Annotated in this window: 19 protein-coding genes; 12 read left to right on the forward strand and 7 right to left on the reverse strand. The window is 39.8% G+C overall.

The features are described from left to right. Positions 1 to 41 precede the first annotated feature (41 nt). The 3 genes from AY601_RS25520 (at position 42) to AY601_RS25850 (ending at position 1,334) form a co-directional block, all read left to right on the forward strand. On the forward strand, positions 42 to 188 hold the full coding sequence (locus tag AY601_RS25520) for a hypothetical protein (RefSeq protein ID WP_157287671.1): 147 nt from the start codon (positions 42 to 44) through the stop codon (positions 186 to 188). 170 nt (positions 189 to 358) lie between these two features. Next, complete coding sequence (locus AY601_RS03795; RefSeq protein WP_068407129.1) at positions 359 to 1,045, forward strand: lipid-binding SYLF domain-containing protein; 687 nt, start codon at positions 359 to 361, stop codon at positions 1,043 to 1,045. Positions 1,046 to 1,160: 115 nt separating this feature from the next. Continuing rightward, entirely contained in the window at positions 1,161 to 1,334 is a 174-nt protein-coding gene (locus AY601_RS25850; RefSeq protein ID WP_198163607.1) for a DUF6496 domain-containing protein, read from the forward strand. On the opposite strand, the gene AY601_RS03800 is transcribed toward AY601_RS25850, so the two are convergent. Beyond that, entirely contained in the window at positions 1,335 to 2,213 is an 879-nt protein-coding gene (locus AY601_RS03800) for an AraC family transcriptional regulator (protein WP_068396655.1), read from the reverse strand. It lies immediately after the preceding gene. Between the two features lie 144 nt (positions 2,214 to 2,357). On the opposite strand from AY601_RS03800, the gene AY601_RS03805 reads away from it, so the two are divergent. From AY601_RS03805 to AY601_RS03835, 7 genes are all read left to right on the forward strand, one after another. Then, positions 2,358 to 2,690, forward strand: a complete 333-nt coding sequence (locus AY601_RS03805; RefSeq protein ID WP_068396658.1) for an L-rhamnose mutarotase — start codon at positions 2,358 to 2,360, stop codon at positions 2,688 to 2,690. A 1-nt stretch (position 2,691) separates the two neighbouring features. Continuing rightward, positions 2,692 to 4,356 (forward strand): UxaA family hydrolase, encoded by a 1,665-nt coding sequence (locus AY601_RS03810; protein WP_068396664.1) that lies wholly within the window; start codon positions 2,692 to 2,694, stop codon positions 4,354 to 4,356. 8 nt (positions 4,357 to 4,364) lie between these two features. Next, positions 4,365 to 5,129, forward strand: coding sequence for an SDR family NAD(P)-dependent oxidoreductase (locus tag AY601_RS03815; protein ID WP_068396666.1), 765 nt, complete (start codon positions 4,365 to 4,367; stop codon positions 5,127 to 5,129). Between the two features lie 8 nt (positions 5,130 to 5,137). After that, positions 5,138 to 5,995 (forward strand): fumarylacetoacetate hydrolase family protein, encoded by an 858-nt coding sequence (locus tag AY601_RS03820; protein ID WP_068396675.1) that lies wholly within the window; start codon positions 5,138 to 5,140, stop codon positions 5,993 to 5,995. 19 nt (positions 5,996 to 6,014) lie between these two features. Beyond that, complete coding sequence (locus tag AY601_RS03825; RefSeq protein WP_068396678.1) at positions 6,015 to 6,800, forward strand: SDR family oxidoreductase; 786 nt, start codon at positions 6,015 to 6,017, stop codon at positions 6,798 to 6,800. Positions 6,801 to 6,853: 53 nt separating this feature from the next. After that, the gene (locus AY601_RS03830; RefSeq protein ID WP_068396685.1) at positions 6,854 to 7,222 is read left to right on the forward strand and encodes a hypothetical protein; all 369 of its coding nucleotides are present in this window, start codon (positions 6,854 to 6,856) and stop codon (positions 7,220 to 7,222) included. Positions 7,223 to 7,389: 167 nt separating this feature from the next. Further along, entirely contained in the window at positions 7,390 to 9,696 is a 2,307-nt protein-coding gene (locus AY601_RS03835; protein ID WP_068396689.1) for a TonB-dependent receptor domain-containing protein, read from the forward strand. Positions 9,697 to 9,839: 143 nt separating this feature from the next. Here the strand turns inward: AY601_RS03835 and AY601_RS03840 are convergent, their stop codons facing one another. Both AY601_RS03840 and AY601_RS03845 read right to left on the reverse strand, forming a co-directional pair. Continuing rightward, the gene (locus AY601_RS03840) at positions 9,840 to 10,526 is read right to left on the reverse strand and encodes a DUF4397 domain-containing protein (RefSeq protein WP_068396692.1); all 687 of its coding nucleotides are present in this window, start codon (positions 10,524 to 10,526) and stop codon (positions 9,840 to 9,842) included. 308 nt (positions 10,527 to 10,834) lie between these two features. Then, a complete protein-coding gene (locus AY601_RS03845; RefSeq protein WP_068396695.1) occupies positions 10,835 to 11,209 on the reverse strand; it encodes a VOC family protein in 375 nt (124 codons plus the stop codon). A 393-nt stretch (positions 11,210 to 11,602) separates the two neighbouring features. On the opposite strand from AY601_RS03845, the gene AY601_RS03850 reads away from it, so the two are divergent. Further along, on the forward strand, positions 11,603 to 12,796 hold the full coding sequence (locus tag AY601_RS03850; protein ID WP_068396698.1) for an inositol-3-phosphate synthase: 1,194 nt from the start codon (positions 11,603 to 11,605) through the stop codon (positions 12,794 to 12,796). A 75-nt stretch (positions 12,797 to 12,871) separates the two neighbouring features. Here AY601_RS03850 and AY601_RS03855 read toward each other — a convergent pair whose 3' ends face one another. From AY601_RS03855 to AY601_RS03870, 4 genes are all read right to left on the reverse strand, one after another. Then, complete coding sequence (locus AY601_RS03855) at positions 12,872 to 13,882, reverse strand: type IX secretion system membrane protein PorP/SprF (RefSeq protein ID WP_068396700.1); 1,011 nt, start codon at positions 13,880 to 13,882, stop codon at positions 12,872 to 12,874. Between the two features lie 3 nt (positions 13,883 to 13,885). Beyond that, the gene (locus tag AY601_RS03860) at positions 13,886 to 15,751 is read right to left on the reverse strand and encodes a gliding motility-associated C-terminal domain-containing protein (protein ID WP_068396703.1); all 1,866 of its coding nucleotides are present in this window, start codon (positions 15,749 to 15,751) and stop codon (positions 13,886 to 13,888) included. A gap of 346 nt (positions 15,752 to 16,097) precedes the next feature. Further along, on the reverse strand, positions 16,098 to 17,363 hold the full coding sequence (locus tag AY601_RS03865; protein WP_198163608.1) for a peroxiredoxin family protein: 1,266 nt from the start codon (positions 17,361 to 17,363) through the stop codon (positions 16,098 to 16,100). Positions 17,364 to 17,430: 67 nt separating this feature from the next. Beyond that, on the reverse strand, positions 17,431 to 17,946 hold the full coding sequence (locus AY601_RS03870; protein ID WP_068396706.1) for a GNAT family N-acetyltransferase: 516 nt from the start codon (positions 17,944 to 17,946) through the stop codon (positions 17,431 to 17,433). A 221-nt stretch (positions 17,947 to 18,167) separates the two neighbouring features. Between AY601_RS03870 and AY601_RS03875 the strand changes: the two genes are divergently transcribed. Further along, a complete protein-coding gene (locus AY601_RS03875; RefSeq protein WP_068396709.1) occupies positions 18,168 to 19,646 on the forward strand; it encodes a cobyric acid synthase in 1,479 nt (492 codons plus the stop codon).

Raw genomic sequence — 19,646 nt, forward strand, 5'->3', positions numbered from 1 at the left:
AAGGATACTCTTATCATTATCAAAAACCAAACGCTGTTATTATGAAAAAAATAAAATCGACTCTTTTGAAATTAGAACTAACGCCAGTATATCAAATCTGTTCAGTAAAGAAATCTCCGGACACTCAGTATCCCTATACTTTTACACCCGAGACTATTGTCAGTATAACTATTGGCGGAAACTTTTAATTACAAGAACATAGCAATACATCTACCTGCCCTAAATAATTAATCCATAAAGAGTACCAATGATTTCATTACAATCATTGGTGCTTTTTTTTTGAATTAATTTAATCTTGGCTCTGAATTTGATTAACTGTTCATAGTTAATAATGAATTCAAATCAAACCCGTTCTATTATGAAAACGATGAAATTATCGAAGTTGAAAATTGCGCTTGTTTTGTGTGCAAGCTTATTCTTAAGCGCTTCGGTTAATGCACAGGAAAAGGAAGAAAAGAAGGTAAAAGATGCAACAACAGTTCTTGCAGATTTTAGTAAGATGAAGGAATCAATCCCATCAGAATTACTGGCTGTTACGCAAGGGATAATTGTCGTGCCAAAACTGATTAACGCAGGTTTTGTAATCGGAGCGAAAAGAGGTAAGGGTGTTGCCATGGTTAAACGTGCCGACGGTACATGGAGTAATCCTGTTTTTGTAACCATTACCGGAGGCAGTATTGGTGCACAGATAGGTGTTCAGTCGGTAGACCTGGTATTAGTCTTTAAACATAGCAATAGTCTGACTGATATTAAAAAGAGCAGTTTTACGCTTGGTGGTGACCTTTCTGTCGCTGCTGGTCCTGTAGGCAGAAATTCTACCGCAAATACAGATTATAAACTGGAAGCTGAAGTTTATTCCTATTCCCGTAGTAAAGGTCTTTTTGCAGGTATTTCATTAAATGGGGCTTCTCTGGCTATTGATGCACCTTCGAATACTGCTTTTTATGGAAAAGCAATGACCGCACATAAAATATTCGATGCCGCTGACAATTCTTCAGCAATCGTCAAAGAACTAAAATCGACCCTGACAAGTATGCAAAAATAATTTGCACGGAATCAATGTCCTGAAATTCCCGGCTGTATCATGCAGTTGGGAATTTTTTTTAAACTAAATTTCAGATTATCGGTTATTATCATGTCTTAAATTAAAGATTAAAATCATGGCTGAATATTCAAAAAAAGCAAGCGTGAAAGTTGAAGAAACTATGCATGAAATGAAAGAAGGTAAATTGAAATCAGGGAGCGGAGCAAAAGTGACCTCTAAAAAACAAGCAATAGCTATCGGTCTTTCTGAAGCAAGAAAAGCAGGAGCGAAAGTGCCAAAGAAAAAATAACTAAGCTTGACGGTCGATTAAAAATTCACGCTGATAATTCAGTGGACTTTTGCCTGTAATAGACTTGAAATATTTATGAAAGCTGGCAAAATTGTAAAAGCCACTCTCATAGCAAATCTGTTTCACGTTAATCTTGTTTTCAATTAACAACTTACAAGCATGACCTATTCTTATTTCATTGATGAATTGAGAATAGGTTTTTCTAGTTCTCGATTTGAAATATCTGCAAAAATAATTTACGCTCACATGTGCAATATCTGCGACCTCCTGTGTTTGAATTTTACGTTTAAAATTGGCTAAGGAAAATTCATAGATCGCATGTATCCTGTCATTTTCTGAATCTTCAAAATCATGTTTAAAGCCTATCGAAGAAAGTAGTCTTGTTTTAGTACAATTGCCAATGGCAGTGAGCGCTTCCATCAGCAGGATGATTTTCTTTGAGCCCTCTGCTTGTAAAAGTTGTTCCAGTAACTCACCAATACTGTTTTTCATTGATCCGCCAATCTGGAGCCCTCTTTTGGCTTTTTCAAGCGTAACCTTTATTAACTTGTTTTCCGGCAGGTTGAGAAAAACATCTCCCCAGAAATTCTCATTGAAATGAATCACACGTACATCAGCACTCGTTTTTACCTGCTCATCAAAATACACATCATCAAATCTCCAGTAATGCGGCAGGTGCGCGCCGATTAAAATAACGTCACCAGATCTGAAGCGTTTTATACTATCTCCAATAAACTGGGTACCATTACCTTTCTTGAAATGAATCAATTCTACTTCGGTATGGTAATGCCAGCGGTTATTAATATAAGGCACATTATCCTGTCTGGCATTGAAAGAATGAATTGGGTTCGGAGATGCTTTTAAAAGTTGAGGTTTCATTTTTTGTTATAAATCATGGCTGATGAAAGGTAAATATGCCAAAATCATTTAATCTTTCGTTCAAATGATAAAATAAATAAAATCAAAAATACTTTCCTTTGAATAAATAAAGATACAAACGCTCTAAAAATTGAAAATAGATAAATGAAGACCTATTGTTTAACGCTTGATTTGATTAATGATCCGGAACTTATCCGGGAATACGAAAAATATCATCAGAAAATATGGCCTGAAATTTATGCCAGCATTAAAAACTCAGGAATAAACAGGATGCAGATTTATCGTTTCTCCAACCGGCTTATGATGCGGATGGAAGTGAATGATAGTTTCAGCTTTGACTATAAAGCAGCACTCGACGCAGAAAATGAACGCGTGCAAGAATGGGAAAAACTGATGTGGAAATACCAGCAGGCCCTGCCAGGAGCCAAGCCCGGAGAAAAATGGATGTTAATGACTCAAATTTTTGAACTTGAATAATATGGCGTCTTTAGAAACCACTTACTTTATACAAATCCATCCATCAGACAATGTTTTGGTCGCACTGGTTGATTTACCAGCAGGATTTAAAGTAAAGTTTAATGCGCTGACTTTTGATATTATCACACCGATAGCCGCCAAGCACAAATTTACCATACATGAGCTGTCTGAAGGGAACAGTATTTTCATGTATGGCGTGTTGGTGGGTAAAGCAAACGGAGCCATACCAGCCGGACACCCGATTACAGTAGATAACGTAAAACATGCCGCTGAAGGCTATCAATTGGGAGAAAGAAAAACCCAATGGCAGCAACCAGATACTACAGCTTTCATAGATAAAACCTTTATGGGATTTCATCGGAAAGATGGTGCAGTTGGTACCGCTAACTATTGGATTGTGATCCCGCTGGTATTTTGCGAAAACCGCAATGTAGAAGTTCTTAAAGAAGCGCTGACCGATAAATTAGGCTTTAAAAAGACTAAAAGTTATGAAAATGAAGTAGACGGGCTGATCGCTTTATATAAAACAGGGAAAAGTATAGAAGAAATTTTGCAGGCCGACCTGCAGGATACCGCTTCAGCAGCCCCAGTCAATAAACTGTTTCCAAACATAGATGGGATTAAATTTCTGAACCATGATATGGGCTGCGGTGGAACAAGAATGGATTCCGATGCACTTTGTGGTTTGCTGGCTGGATATATTACTCACCCTAATGTGGCCGGAGCAACGGTGCTGAGTTTGGGCTGTCAGCATGCACAGATTAGTATTCTGGAAGCGGAAATTAACAAAAGAGATCCCAAATTCAGTAAACCACTGGTTATTCTGGAACAACAAAAATTAGGAACTGAAAGTAAGCTACTGCAAGAAGCACTCAAACAAACATTTACCGGTTTAATGCTGGCTAACCAGGAAGAAAGAGCGCCCGCACCCTTATCTAAATTATGTATAGGCCTGGAATGCGGAGGCTCTGATGGATTTTCAGGGATTTCGGCTAACCCGGCACTTGGCCATCTTTCAGATTTACTGGTCACTATGGGCGGAAGTGTTATTTTGGCTGAATTTCCAGAATTATGCGGCGTTGAACAAGAACTGAGTGATCGTTGTATAGATATAACTACTGCTAACCGGTTTATGGGGCTAATGCGTACTTACAATGCCCTGGCAGAAGCTACAGGATCTGGGTTTTATGCAAATCCTTCTCCCGGAAATATAAAAGACGGCTTAATTACAGACGCCATAAAATCTGCAGGTGCCGCAAAAAAAGGAGGTAATTCTCCTGTGACCGCTGTTTTGGATTATCCGGAAAAAGTAACAAAACCTGGCCTTAACTTATTATGTACCCCAGGCAGCGATGTAGAAAGTACAACTGCTGAGGTAGCCTCAGGCGCAAATATTGTACTTTTCACCACGGGCTTGGGAACCCCGACAGGGAATCCTATTGCGCCAGTTATAAAACTCTCCACAAATACAGTTTTATTTAATAAGATGCCTGATATTATTGATATTAATTGTGGTACTATCATTGAAGGCACTGAAAGTATCCAACAGGCAGGAGAACGTATACTGCACTATGTAATTGAGGTGGCAAGCGGGCTGATCAAACCTAAAGCAGTACTATTAGGACAGGATGATTTTATTCCATGGAAAAGAGGTGTTTCATTATAATTTAATATATGTTTAGTTTAGAAGGAAAAATAGCCATTGTTACCGGTGGTGGAAGTGGTATCGGAAAAGCTATCGCTATGCTGTTTGCCAGACAAGGTGCAGCTGTACATATTATCGAACTCAATGCAGCAGCAGCAGAGGAAACGGTCAGTGAAATCCAGAAAAATAAAGGAAAGGCTCATGGACATAGTTGTGATGTAAGTAACCAGAACCAGGTATTGGATATCTTTAACCAGATTGGCTCAGTAGATATTTTGGTGAATAATGCCGGCATAGCACATGTTGGAAAGGCTGGTACTACAAGCGAAGAAGATTTTGATAAAGTATTTGCCGTGAACGTGAAAGGGGCCTACAACGCTTTATTCGCAGCAATTCCCTTATTAAAAGAAAGTAAAAGTCCAGTGATTTTGAATATGGCCTCTATTGCTGCTGTGGTAGGTATTACAGACAGATTTGCCTATTCCATGAGTAAAGGAGCGATATATGCCATGACGATGTCTGTTGCAAGAGACTACCTGGAAGATGGTATTCGTTGTAACAGTATTTCTCCGGCAAGAGTCCATACGCCTTTTGTAGACGGTTTTATCTCAAAAAATTATGCAGGGCAGGAAGAAGAAGTATTTGAGAAATTAGCTAAAAGTCAGCCGATTGGAAGAATGGGCAAACCTGAAGAAATAGCTGCACTAGCTTTATATTTATGTGCAGAAGAATCAGGATTTATTACAGGAAATGATTATCCTATTGATGGAGGATTTATAAAACTTAACAACTAAAGATACTTATGAAATTAATAAGATGGGGCGGTGCAGGCCAAGAAAAGACAGGCGTGATTATCAATGATATTAAATATGATACTTCTGCTTTCGGCGGTGATTACAATGAAGATTTTTTTGAGAAAAACGGATTGGCAAGACTAGCTGAATTTGTCAAAGCAAATGCCGGTAAACTAACTATAATTCCAGACTCAGCACGATTAGGCTCACCAATTGCACGTCCGTCTAAAATTATATGTATTGGTTTAAACTATGCAGATCATGCGAAGGAAACCAATGCACCGCTGCCAGTTGAGCCCATCATTTTTATGAAATCAACCACAGCATTAGCAGGACCAAACGACGCGATTATCACGCCTAAAAACTCAGTTAAAACAGACTGGGAAGTAGAGCTTGCCGTAGTTATTGGTAAAAAGGCATCTTATGTGGAAGAAGCCGAAGCCCTGGACTATGTTGCAGGATATACCTTGCACAACGATGTTTCGGAACGTGAATTTCAAATCGAAAGAAACGGAACCTGGGATAAAGGTAAAGGCTGTGATACATTTGCGCCCTTAGGCCCATTTTTAGCTACTCCTGATGAATTGGGTGAGCTCAATAAATTACGCTTGTGGCTAAAGGTAAACGGCAAAACGATGCAGGACGGTAATACTTCCAACTTTATTTTTACGATTCCATTCGTAATTTCTTATGTAAGCCAGTTTATGACTTTACTTCCCGGAGATGTCATTTCTACAGGAACACCAGCCGGAGTTGGACTTGGATTTAATCCACCAGTGTACCTGAAAGCCGGTGACGTAGTAGAGCTGGGTATTGATGGCCTGGGAACTTCCAGACAGGAAGTGAAAGCTTATGTTAAAAATTGATATCATTTAATCACTAATAATGGATCTGCAATTAAAAGATAAAATAGTCATCGTTACTGGCGGGGCAAAAGGGATTGGCGAAGGAATTGTTCGTCAATTGGCAAATGAAGGCGCAATACCTGTGATTATCGGCAGGAAAGAAGCCGATAACCTGAAACTCGTCAATGAAATCAGCAGTGAAGGGAAACAAGCCTTTCAGCTCGTTGCAGAACTGACAGATCCGCTGATTGCAGCACAAACCATTCAGACAATTATCAATACTTTTGGCCGGATAGATGGGCTGGTCAATAATGCCGGAGTGAATGATGGGGTAAGCCTGGAAAATGGAAATTATCAGGATTTTGTAGCCAGCCTGCATAAAAATGTAATCCATTATTACCTGATGGCCCATCATGCACTTCCTTATTTGAAAAAAAGCAAGGGCTCGATTGTAAATATTGGCTCGAAAGTAGCAGAGACAGGTCAGGGAGGAACATCAGCTTATGCCGCATCAAATGGTGCAAGAAATGCGCTGACCAGAGAATGGGCTGTAGAATTGTTACCTTACAGTATCCGCGTAAACGCTGTGATCGTAGCTGAGTGTTACACCCCATTGTATCAAACCTGGATCAGCTCGCTGCCAGAACCTGAAAAGAAACTGAAAGATATTACGGCTAAAATTCCATTTGAACAGCGCATGACCACGACAGAAGAGATTGCCAATACCGTTGTTTTTCTACTCTCGCCAAGATCAAGTCATACCACAGGACAGTTGGTTTATGTAGATGGAGGTTATGTACATCTTGACCGGTCTATCAGTTCCTGAGATATTTTGCAGCAGAAGCTGTAAACAGCCTGTAAGATTTCTATATTTGCAAAATGTTCAGAAGCATTCTTGTACATCTGCTGATTTTTACCACATTGACCGCTAATTTTAGCCAGGTCTTTGTGCAGGCAGGGTTTGAACTGAACGAGAACTATATCGTCTCCAAACTCTGTATTAACCGCGATAAGCCGCAAATGCACTGCAATGGTAAATGTTACCTGATGCGTAAATTAAAACAGGCAGAGCAAAAGGAAAAGAGCAGGGAACGCGAAACTCAAAGAAGTATGCACCAATTGGGTGTAGTCGTTGAGAAACTATCATTTAATCCTTACCTGACCCTGGTGATGCAGGAGTATAAGGAAGAGCTACCTTTCCGCCTGCCAGCCTATGCAGCTGAGATCTTTCAGCCACCCCGCGTATAATTCTATACTTATTGAACCGGAATTCCAGGATTTTTTTTAAAAATCTCTAAGGAACGGTATAACATTCCCGGTCATCTTGTCCTTCCAATAGTTTGAAATTCAGGTTTTAAAAACGAAGGAAAGCAAGGGTACGGGCAATATTTATATGAATTATAATTTTCCAATTAATGAAACTTTTCAGATTAATACTGCTATTGGCTTGTTTTGCCTTTTTTAAGCAGAACGTTCAGGCGCAAAACCAACCCGTAACAGGTAATATATATGATTCTCAAACCAGGCAGGCACTCGCCGGGGTCAGTATCAAAACTTCCGACAATAAATTGCTCACTATATCCGATAAAAATGGGCATTTTAAAATTGAAAATACCACCCCAGACCAACATTACAAATTCTTTCTGGTCGGTTTCAAACCACAAGAAGTTGATTACAGTAAAAAAGAAGGAAGTCTGAACATCCAGCTCGATGCAGATGAATCCAGTTTAAACGAAGTACGCGTCACAGGTTTTTCCGGAAACCGGACCAAGAAAGAAACTGCAGGTTCCATCGGAATGATCACCAATGCAGACCTCAACCGGGGCAGCGGACTGTCCTTTCAGTCGGCCCTGAATTCTATTCCAGGAGTAAGAATGGACCAGAGCACGCTCTCTGAAGCCAGAATTTCGATCCGAGGAAACGGCGTCAGATCTTCTTACGGATTAAGAAGCATCAAAGTTTATCTGAATGATATTCCAGTTACAGAGGCCGATGGAACAACCCGGATTGAAGCTTTAGATGTGAACAGTATTGGCAGGGCCGAAGTCATTAAAGGACCAGCCTCAAGTATTTACGGTGCAGGCACAGGCGGCGTGATTAATTTCCAATTACAACGCTCTCCCTATCAGGAACAAAGTCTGGAAGCATCAGGCTTAGCGGGTAGTTACGGTTTACATAGACTGGCAGCAACTTACCGGAACGGCGGAGACAAGATTAACAGCTATGTTTCTTACGGATGGCAGGAGTATGACGGATATAGGGCGCACAGTAATGATATGCGCAGGTTTTTATCCGGTAATTTTCAGCTATTTCCAAGCAATAAGCGGATCATTACCCTATTGCTGAACAGAACGACGCAGTATTCGCAGATCCCAGGATCGCTGACAGCCGATCAGGCGAGCGCTAATCCACTGCAAGCTAATGCCAGCAATCTGGATAAGCAGGCCGGACGGTATCAGACCTGGACCAGGGTTGGCTTAGGGCAACAATATCAAATCAATGATCAATTGTCCAATAGCACCAGTGTTTTTACTTATTCCTATGACCTGAATCACCCCTTACCTTATGCTTATCTGAGAAATTTTTATCAAAGTTATGGCGGAAGAACAAGCTTTACATATAACCCTGGTTTCTCCAGGCTGCCCACTAAGTTCATTGTAGGAGCAGAATTTAACGAAGGCCTGACTAAAGGGACCCAATACGTCAATAATAAAGGTACCGAGGGCGCAATCAATGGAAATATAGATTACCGGAACACACTCTACTCCTTATTTTATCAATCCGAGACACAACTCGGAGCAAATACATTGTTAACCCTGGGACTGAGCTATAACAGCCTGAAATATGATGTCTCAAACTATTTGGTGCCAACACAAAGCGGAATAAAAGATTTTAAACCTCAGGCTACCCCAAGAATTGCAATCAGTCACCATTTCTCTGAAGCACTGAGCTTACATGGAAGTGTGAGTACCGGTTTTTCTCCACCATCTAGCTCAGAAGTGAAAAACGTGGATGGCTCAATTAATCCAACCTTACAGGCCGAGAAAGCAATAAATTATGAAATCAATGCTAAAGGTAACTTGTTAAATTCACGTTTAAGCTATGACCTTTCTGTCTTCAAAATGGACATGAAAGGGGAGTTGATTGGACAATCCGTACAACAGGGCATTACCATTTATAACAATGCAGGTAAAACAACACACAACGGAGCAGAACTAGCTTTATCCTGGCAAATTCTAAAACCAGAAGATAATCAGGAAATAGCCAGCCTGAGACCTTTCGTAGCTTTAACCTATTCAGCTTTCAAATTTAAGGATTACCAGATTCTGGATGCGAATAATGCAGTGACTGCTTCTTATAATGGAAATGCACTGACTGGAATTTCACCTTGGGTGATCAGTGCCGGACTTGACCTGGAAACTCGTTTTGGATTATATGGATATCTGAATTATTATTACAATGATAAAATGCCATTAAATGATAAAAACACAGACTATAACGCAGCATACCAGGTAGTCGGCCTTAAAGCGGGCTATAAAAAAAGATTGGGAAAAATGTTCGAGGTGAATGTTTACGGTGGCATTGATAACTTATTTAATGAATCCTATAGCTCGATTCTATCCTTAAATGCAATAGGCTATAGCGGTGCGCAGCCAGCCTACTTTAACCCTTCGCCTAAAAGAAACGGTTATGCAGGACTTAGCTTAAAGTATTTCTTCTAAGGGTCAGGGAATGGATTCTTAACATCCAAAATCAAAAGAACTTTAAAAAAACAGGCTTTGCTGTTTCAAGACATTGGCTGCCCCTTCAGGCAGGCGTCGACTTGAAACAGCAAAGCCTGTTTTTTTAAAGCTAAATGGAAAAACTATTCCTGTGTAATCTGACGAACCGAAATTGAATTTGCAGTAGACCCTGTAATATAAACAGTGTAAATTTTATTTGCAGCAAGCGCTGTTAAATCGAAATTCCCTAAACTTGTAGACTGGCCGGCAGCAAAAACCTGAAGAGAAAGAACACCAGGAGCTATCGTAGCGAAATTTGTTGCCACATCGCGGCCAAGATTTGCAGCCAGATTTTCACCAGATGAACGTCTGATGTCAATATTAGCCGGAGCCGCATCACTTAAATGTACAAACCTTACTTTAGCTTGTCCGCTAACAGGTGCACTTCTGTCATCTTCAAAAATTTTAACTCTGGCAGCTTGTCCGTCTCCAGCTAAAAAAACAGTATAATTAGAACCATTTCTAATATCCGCTTTACCCGTTGCATAAGCCGTTGAAGAACCATCAGTTCTGAATTCCATAACCAGGTTATTACCTGAATTAGTAGAAATATAAGCTGATGCATTTGCAAAAGCTAATCCTCCATTTACAACAGCTGTATTTGCCAGGTAAAATCCTTGATTAGCAGAGGATGGTGAAGCATTTACAACCTTAACATTTGCCGATCCTGAACTATCAACATCGTTTTTCTTACAAGAAGTTACCAATACAGCCAGAGATAAAATAGCGGTGCCCTTCAATAAGTTTTTTAATACTGATCTTGTTTTCATAAAATTGATTTAAATTAAACAGGTAATTAATTTTGAATAACATTGTTGTTACGATTAAGCGTTTGCAAGAATTAATCCTCAGCACCTCATTCCTAAGTTTAAAATGAAAAATCAAAATATATTTAACAGATAATCAGCTATTTATGGTGTTTTTAAATAATATTTAAAACTTTTAAGGGTAATTTGAGATTTGCAAAAATAAGTGTACTGAATAGTGTACATCATAGTCTGGCTAACACGGTTTTGTATCCAGAAGAAATCAACTGTTGATACCGTGTGTTAAACATTAATGAGTTGAAAAATTGGAATTAAGTTGTGGAGGTTAACCACCAGGTATTCCCAAAAGGATCCTGGATACCTCCACACCTTCCATAATCCATATCAGCTACTTCAGTAACGACAAAAGACCCATGGAAGATAGCCCGCTGAAATGTTTCATCCGCATCGCCTACGTAGATAAAAAAATTACCAACTGCTTTCCCATACTTATCTGCCGCTTCTGAAAGCAGCAGCATACTATGTCCAACTTTAATTTCCGCAGATAAAACGGTTCTGTTATCACTTGCTATATTTAATGACTTTGTCTCTGCATTAAAAACAATTTTGGCAAATTCAATAAATTCTATTGCATTTTCGAGCATCAGGTAGGGGAGAGTCGTATGTTGATCCTTGTAATTATTCATGAACGTAATTTTTCGTTATCCCTGCTGTTGTTAAATTGGCAAGGTGATAAGTTTAACAAATAAGGTGACCAGCTGTTTTTTTATTCCTGTCAATAGCCTGAAATCTTTCTTATTAATAACTTAATATACGTGTAAAAAAGATCAATTTAATGATATAGCTCATAAATGTATAAACACAAGAAACATACAGCTTTTAGTCTTTTCATAAAAACTGACTATGTACTTAAAGTTGTCAGAATGTAAAATTTAATCATCTTATCATAATTATCTCTATATTGCCCAAAACTATACTGGAAATAATAATCGGATTTCTATTTTTGCGGAGATTTAGATGGATGAATTCTGCCTTTAAGCTCTCCGTCTGATAAATTTAGAATAACCCAAGTTCAAACAATGCACAACCAAGGAAAGAAAATCAGAGTTGCAATTTTAGGCGTAGGTAATTGCGCCAGCTCATTAGTACAAGGCGTGGAATTTTACACTAAACATGCAGAAAAGACATCAGGATTGATGGCTAATGATATCGGTGGATATAAAGCAGCTAACATTGAATTCGTTTGCGGATTTGATGTAGATGAAAGAAAAATCGGTCAGCCATTAAAGGAAGCTATTTTTGCCAAGCCAAATTGTACGATCATATTAAATGCTGACATAGCATCAGAAGCACCTATCTACAGGTCACCAGTTATTGATGGAGTATCTCCACAAATGATTGCTTATCCTGAAGCTAACAGATTCATCATCAAAGATGAATTAAAGAATACTGATATTTTGATTGATAGCGTAACCTATGATCAAGCTCAGGTAACTGCTTTACGTGCCGAAATTGTTGCGCAATTGCGTAAACACGAAGCCGAAGTATTAATAAACTACCTTCCTGTTGGCTCACAACTGGCTACAGAATTCTATGCAGAAATTTGTATTGAATTAGGTATCTCTTTAGTGAACTGTATCCCTGTATTTATCGCTTCAGATCCTGCATGGGAGAAAAGATTTATAGATGCTGGTATTCCAATTATCGGAGATGACATGCGCAGCCAATTCGGTGCAAGTATTGTTTCTCAGATGCTTCAGGAACTGGCTTTCGAAAGAGGTCACCATGTGAAAGCTCACATTCAGAGAAATGTTGGCGGAAATACAGATTTCCTTAATATGGAAGACAAAAATCGTCTGAAATCTAAAAAGATCTCTAAGGAAAACGTAATCCGTGCACAAAATGATATCAGAGGTATCTCTACAGAAGACAGTTTCCTTCACGCAGGCCCTTCAGAATATATCGCTTATTACGGAGACAATAAAGTAGCTAACTTCCGTCTGGAATTAGAAGGCTTTATGGGTGCACCTGTAATCTTTGATGCTCAACTATCAGTTCAGGATTCCCCTAACTCTGCAGGTGTAGTGATCGATGCGATCAGATACGTTTATGTAGCCAGAGAATTAGGTCTTGTAGGTGCTCTTAGAGGACCATCAGCTTCTACTCAGAAAACTCCACCAGAGCAAATGATGTTTAGTGATGCAATTTACGAATGTCATGCACTTGCTAAACGTGAGTTAACAGCATCAACAAGAAAACAATTAAAAAAATAGAACTTATAGCCCTATAAAAAAACGGCTCCAGACCTGAAAGGTCTGGAGCCGTTTTTTTATATAGAAATTAGCAGACTACCAGTTTCTTTGCGGACAAGTGACTTTGTACCTGTTATTCAGCAAAATGCCCAATACAATTTCATGCGTACCATTACTTATTGAACCCAGTTCAGAAGTTGTAAAATCATAAGCATAACTCAGCACAAACAGTGAGCTGATATTAAAACCTGCCATCGCAGATACCGCATCCTGCGGACGGTAACTTCCTCCAATCCAAAACTTATCTTTAAATGCTACTTTAAAATTTATATCTGCAGACAAAGGGGCAGGCTGGACTTTTTTGAACATGACTGAAGGAGTTACCGAAAGCTGCTCATTGAGGAAAAACTTATAGCCGCCTGTGACAAACAGATGAGGTACCTGTTTCCCCTCAACTGCCGCCTGAGCATCAGAAAAATTAAGCGGTTTATTCAATAACTGCTGAACGGATACACCTGCAAAAAAATCAGGTCCATATAACCAGATCCCTGCATCAAGATCGGGCTGTGTTCTGGTATTAAAACCTGGAGTAATTGCAGGATCAATACTATTTTCAAAACTCAGTTTTGAAAAATCCAATGACATTCTTGAAATTCCTGCGGCTACCCCCAAACTCAGGTTTATTTTTGGGCTTAACCCAAGATGGTAAGCATAAGAGGCCTTAAGGTCCAGCACTTTAATAGGTCCTGTTTTATCCAATGTCCCGGAAATACCAATTCCATGATGCGGCTCAGCAGCCATATAATTCTGCAGATAACTACGTTCCATAGGATTTGCACCTTTTTCCGCAAAAGAATTTGAGTTTCCATATAAATATTGCTTGCCCAATGGCGCATGAATAGAAAAAAAAGAGGTAACCGGACCATCATTTATTCCAGTCCATTGTACCCTGGAACCTACTTTTACATCGGTATAATTCTCTATACCAGAAAGTGCAGGATTGAGCAGGTAATTATTGAAAATATACTGGGTATACTGTGGCCTTTGCTGACCATAACTAACCTTAAGAAGAAAAAAACCAGTTAATATCAGGAATACTGTTCTCATAAATTACCTCAATACCGTTAAGGAGCCCGATTGTGTTTTTTGCCCATCATGTAAATCAATCACATAATAATACACCCCTACAGGCACATATTCTCCATTATATTTCCCGTCCCAGCTTTTTCCATCACCGGTTCCAGCATAAATTCTTCCACCATATCTATTGAATACATATACATCAGCAGCAGGATAGCTATCCAGAGCAGCGATAGCCCAGGTGTCGTTGATACCATCTCCATTTGGCGTAATGGTATTCGGAATGCTTAGTTTTTTCAGTACACGAATAGAAACATCCTGCGCACTGCCCGCACAGCCATTTTCTGACCAGGCAGTTAAAGTATAAGTGACATCGTGCGGAGGGCTGGCTACAGGATTCAATTTGGTTGGATCGTCCAGGTAAGCTGCAGGTGTCCATAAAAACCTGGCATGATCTCCAGATACCTGTCCATCCAGCGTAACCGTTTGTCCTTCAATGATTGTCCGGTTGCGCCCTGCGCGGGCCGTTATTTTCTTAAATACATCCAGCGTCACAGTCGCTTGCTTTTCACAGCTGCCATTGGAAATTGTAACCGTATATAAAGTGGTTTGCAAAGGAGACGCGACCGGATCAGCAATGTCTGTAGCCGACAAACCAGTTGCCGGTGCCCATTTATATTGTGTCCCTCCTGCAGCGTGAAGTACTATCGAAGCTCCCTCACAAATAGGCGCCGGAACATCAATAAGTGGAATTGGAACTGGCAACATATTGACCTTGATTTTCGCAGCAGCAGTGCAAGTACCCAGCGTTGTGGTAACCTGATAATCGCCAGCGCGGTTAAGGGCTGCATTTTCGATGACGGGTGATTTTTCTGTTGAGCTGAAGTTATTCGGCCCAGTCCATAAATATGGGCCATCCGCACCTGTCACGTCCAGCTGAATTGTATTGCCCTCGCAAACTGTCTGCTCAGCCACAACAACGGGTTTTGGCAAAGCTTTTACGTGAATATTAATTGGCGATGATGTAGTTCTGCAAGCCGGTGAACTAAAGTTTGTGGCTTCTGCAGCCATCAGGCGATATTGGAAATCCCCAACCTGTAAAGACCCCGCATTCAGGTTGAGTTGTATTGCGGTTTCCCCGTTCAGATCTGACCACTGGCTATCTACCATTTGTTGCCATTGATACTGTAGCGTTGGTGAACCTTCGACAGTAGCAGACAGTACGACGCCATTTCCCTCACAAATCGTCTTTTCTGTCTGGCTTGTATGGTCTGTTAACGGTGTGATCTTTGGTCCGCAAGCTCTGAAAGTAATGTCGTCCAGGGCAAGGTCATTTCCATCCCCGCCCGGTCCGTTATTGGTAATTCTGATTTTAACTCTGGTCGTATTACTGGTTCTGAACAAAAAACCATATTGTTTCCACGTAGCTACAGCGGTTTCCGGAATATTTCCGGTAATGTAGGTCCCTAACAGCTGATCATCCAGAGTCAGTATTGAAAAAGTAAGATTGGGTTTGTTGCCTGAATAAGTCAATAAATTGGTGACCCAGGCTGCGAATTCATAGGTGGTATTCGGACACAAGTCTGTGTTAATGGCTGTTTCATAGAAAACACCAGGCTGATAGCTGGCATTAATCATCATCATATAACCATCCGGGTCATTTGGTGTGTGATTGACCGTATTAAACCATGATCCCTGACCGATACGCTTCACAATTGTATAAGAGCCATCACCAGGGGAAAGTGAAGCAGTATACTGATAGTTCGTACTTGAACCCAGGGACGGACCGAAATTACCTTTGCCTCTCCCAAAATCAATATTCACAACCGGGTCGCCAAAGCTGCCCGAACAGATCTGTGAAAATACTTTTTCCGGTAAAGTAATGCTACAGTACAAAAGAACAATATATAAAATTTTACACTTCAATACTCTACAATATTGTATAACCTTCAAGTCTTTTTTTTCTAAATCGGGTTGAATCTAAGGATAAAATTCATGAATCTGTTTTAGATATAATACACTCATTTGTAGTTTTTTATAGTTTTAAATCCCGCTATGATCTATTCCCTGGGAATGCTAAAACATTATAGTTTTGAGTATTCTACGTAATTGTAGAATAATGAGCAGTGAATAAGTATTCCTCAAAGTGGTGAATAACTCCCTGTAGCTCTAAAAAAAACGGGACATGATGTAAAAGATCATGTCCCGTTTTTATCAAAAGGTTTGAAATTATTGAAATGAATTATTTTTCAAGCAACGCATTGATCTTTTTTTCAAAAGCTGCCTTATATCTTGTATAATAATCTCCAGTACCAGGCCCGTAAAAATCGGTTGTAATTTCCGTTACCTTTCCACTCTTATCCAGAATCAATGTAGTTGGAAACACCTTGATAGCAGTGAGCTGCGGTAGTGTTTTCTCCGTATGTAAAGAATCAGAAACAGTTGCAGGGGTGATCAGCAAAGGATATTTCACCTTAAATCTTTTCTGAAATTTGCGCACACTTGCAGCAGAACGTTTGAAATCAGTAGTGTACTCGTAAGCAAGCCCGATAACTTCTACACCTTTCTTATTGTTCTTGTCATAATACTCGCTTAGGAAGGCTGTTTCGTCCATACAATTAGGACACCAGGAGCCCATTAGCTGAATAATAACTACTTTATTTTTAAATCTTTTATCCTGAATTGAAACCTGTTTTCCATCGATATCGGGAAAGCTGAAATTTAAATGTCCATCCTCACCGTCTTTGAGCCTGGTCACCTGCTCAGTGGATAATGCTGCCTGATCATCCTTTTTAGCAGTCCATACCTCTTTTGAAACCGGGCCACTATATAAATTACCGTTTGTAATATTTCCCTTATTAATCTTTCCGGTAAATACCATCGCATGGATACCATCAAAAGTTGATATCTGGAGGGAATCTCCAGTAACTATTCCGGAAAGATAGCGGTAATCGCCAGAAGGGGTAAGGATAGATCCGGTAACCTGGTTGCCATTTTGTACAAACTGTCCAATAGCTTCCCGCTCAGAATTATTACTTCTTGTAAAATCAATTTTCCATTTACCAGCTACACTTTCAGTGGCATCCCCATGAACAGCCGGAAAACGATAGGCCTCCTGAGTTGTCGCAGTAAAAGGCATGACAATATCTTTTGAGGTAGTTTTTCTGATCCATGTTCCCGAAAGGCTATCTTTTGAGATTATCTTTAACCTGAAAGCAGATTCAAAAACCGGCATATTAATAAATACAGAGTCCTTTACAATAGTTACCTCGTCGGCAAGCATTTTTTCAGGCTCATTAACGATATAAAAAACTGTTTTTCCTTTCTGCTGTTGAATGTCAAGATTGAAAATGATCTTATTTCCATCATTTCTTAAAAGTGCAGCACGCCAGGCCCCATGCCGAAGAGAAGTCTGTGCAGAAGCACCAAGAGATAAAAGAGCAAATAAACCTATAGCAAGGGTCTTTTTATACATATGCGTAATTAATTTTTGATCGATTGTTATCATAATGGACGAATATACTACATGTAATTAAAATCTACTAACTCTGTAGAGTAACAATACCGTCAAATTATCATAATGCCGGTTTGAGTTCCCATTGATAGTGGCTTTCATTCGTCCCTATCAAACTAAATCCCAGGGATTTTAAAACTTGTTGTGAACCTCTGTTTTTGACTTCGCAACTTGCTGTGATCACTTGTAATCCAGGTTGTTGAAATGCCCATCCGATCAAGCCCTTCACGGCTTCGGTTGCATAACCTTTGCGCCGTGCACCCGCTATAATTCCATAACCCACATCTGCTTCTCCTTTTAAATCAGGTAAACCTTTAAAACCAGTATCCCCAATAACAGTATGTGTTTGCTTTTCAATAATCATCCACGATTCAAAACCAGACGGAGTGCTTACCAGGTCAAGTTTATTTATAATCCGGGGTAATGTATCCAGCATATCAGCATCCGGCCATCCATCACCTGGCTTTAAGCCTAAAGCATTTAAACCGCTAAAATCCTTTTTCAACACCTGTTCACAAATGGAATAGGTAAAAGGAATTAAATAGAGTCTTTCTGTAATAATCTTTTTAAAGGACATTATATTTTTGGTTACCACACCTAACGTAATGATAATTTTCAGGATGATTGCATATTTTATTAAATCATTTTAGGGTTATTTCTTCGTACCCCTAAAATAATTACGCTTGAAGCAGGAACCTGTAATCAAAATTTCCATTTGCTTTTAGCAACGGAAATTGGCGGCTTAGGTTGAATGAATTGCATTGTTAAGCTCTGATAAATTGTGTAAGCTTGCAAATCATGGAAAATCAAAGGAAGCTCAGGCCTGTCATGTTTGTTGGAACCTCATCTGATGTAGGTAAAAGTGTGATTACTGCCGGATTCTGCCGGATCTTTAAGCAAGATGGCTACAGGCCTGCACCATTTAAGGCGCAGAATATGTCGCTTAACAGTTATGCTACTCCTGAAGGTTTGGAAATAGGCCGTGCACAAGCAGTGCAAGCAGAAGCTGCCGGGATTCCCTGTCATACCGATATGAATCCTGTGCTGCTTAAACCAACGAATGATCAAACGGCACAAGTGATCCTGAATGGGAAATCTATTGGAAATCAAAGTGCAAAAGAATACTTCTTATCAAATGATCGTGCAACCCTCTTTGAAGAAGTTAAACTCGCCTATCAAAGACTGGCCTCCCGCTATTCACCCATCGTTATGGAAGGGGCGGGGAGCATCTCTGAGCTGAATCTTAAAAAAAGAGATATTACCAATATGAGGATGGCCATTGCAGCTGGTGCAGCAACTTATCTGGTGACAGATATTGACAAAGGCGGTATTTTTGCCAGTCTTTATGGAACGATGCAGCTGCTGGAGCCAGAAGAAAAAGCATGTATCAAGGGAATTATTATTAACAAATTCAGAGGCGACCCGGATCTTTTCCAGGATGGAAAAAAGATGATAGAAGATTTATGCGGAGTTCCTGTTATCGGAATTATTCCCTACTTCAAGGATATCTTTATCGAAGAAGAAGATGCCGTTTCTCTGAAGCTCAAAAGAAATCAACCTGTGCCGGGCAAAGTCAATATTGCGGTGGTTTTAGTAAGCAGAATGTCTAATTTTACTGATTTTGACCGGTTAGATAAAGATAGCCGGGTCAATCTCTATTATACCCATACCGCAGCAGGGATCGCTCAGGCAGATATTGTAATCCTTCCTGGCAGTAAAAATACTATCGAAGATCTGATTGAACTCCGGCATAACGGATTGGCAGAAGCGATTATCCTGGCGCACCAAAACCAGCGGACCGTGATTGGTATCTGCGGAGGATATCAAATGATGGGGAAAACTATTAAAGATCCCGGTCAAATAGAATCTGCTGCAGGAGAAATTGATGGTTTAGGTATTTTACCCGTCGAAACCCTTTTACGCGATGAAAAAACGACCAGACAATGTAGTTTTACCTACCGTGATTTCTCTGAAAAATGTATTGGATATGAGATTCATATGGGGGAGACTAAAGTTCAGGGAGCACCACAACCTGTAGCCCATTTAGAAGAAAAACAGACTGATGGCTATTTTTTATCAGAAAAATGCTGGGGTTCCTACCTGCATGGTATTCTGGATAACGAGGTCGTCATCAATGATTTGGTTGCCCCCTATACCGATTTGCAAGTACCGTATGTAGATTATTTGCAATTCCGAAGCGAACAATATGATAAATTAGCGGTATTGTTAAGAGAAAACCTGGATATTGAACAGGTATACCAGCATATAAAAGATTAA

The sequence above is a fragment of the Pedobacter cryoconitis genome, assembly GCF_001590605.1.
Lineage (GTDB): Bacteria > Bacteroidota > Bacteroidia > Sphingobacteriales > Sphingobacteriaceae > Pedobacter > Pedobacter cryoconitis_A.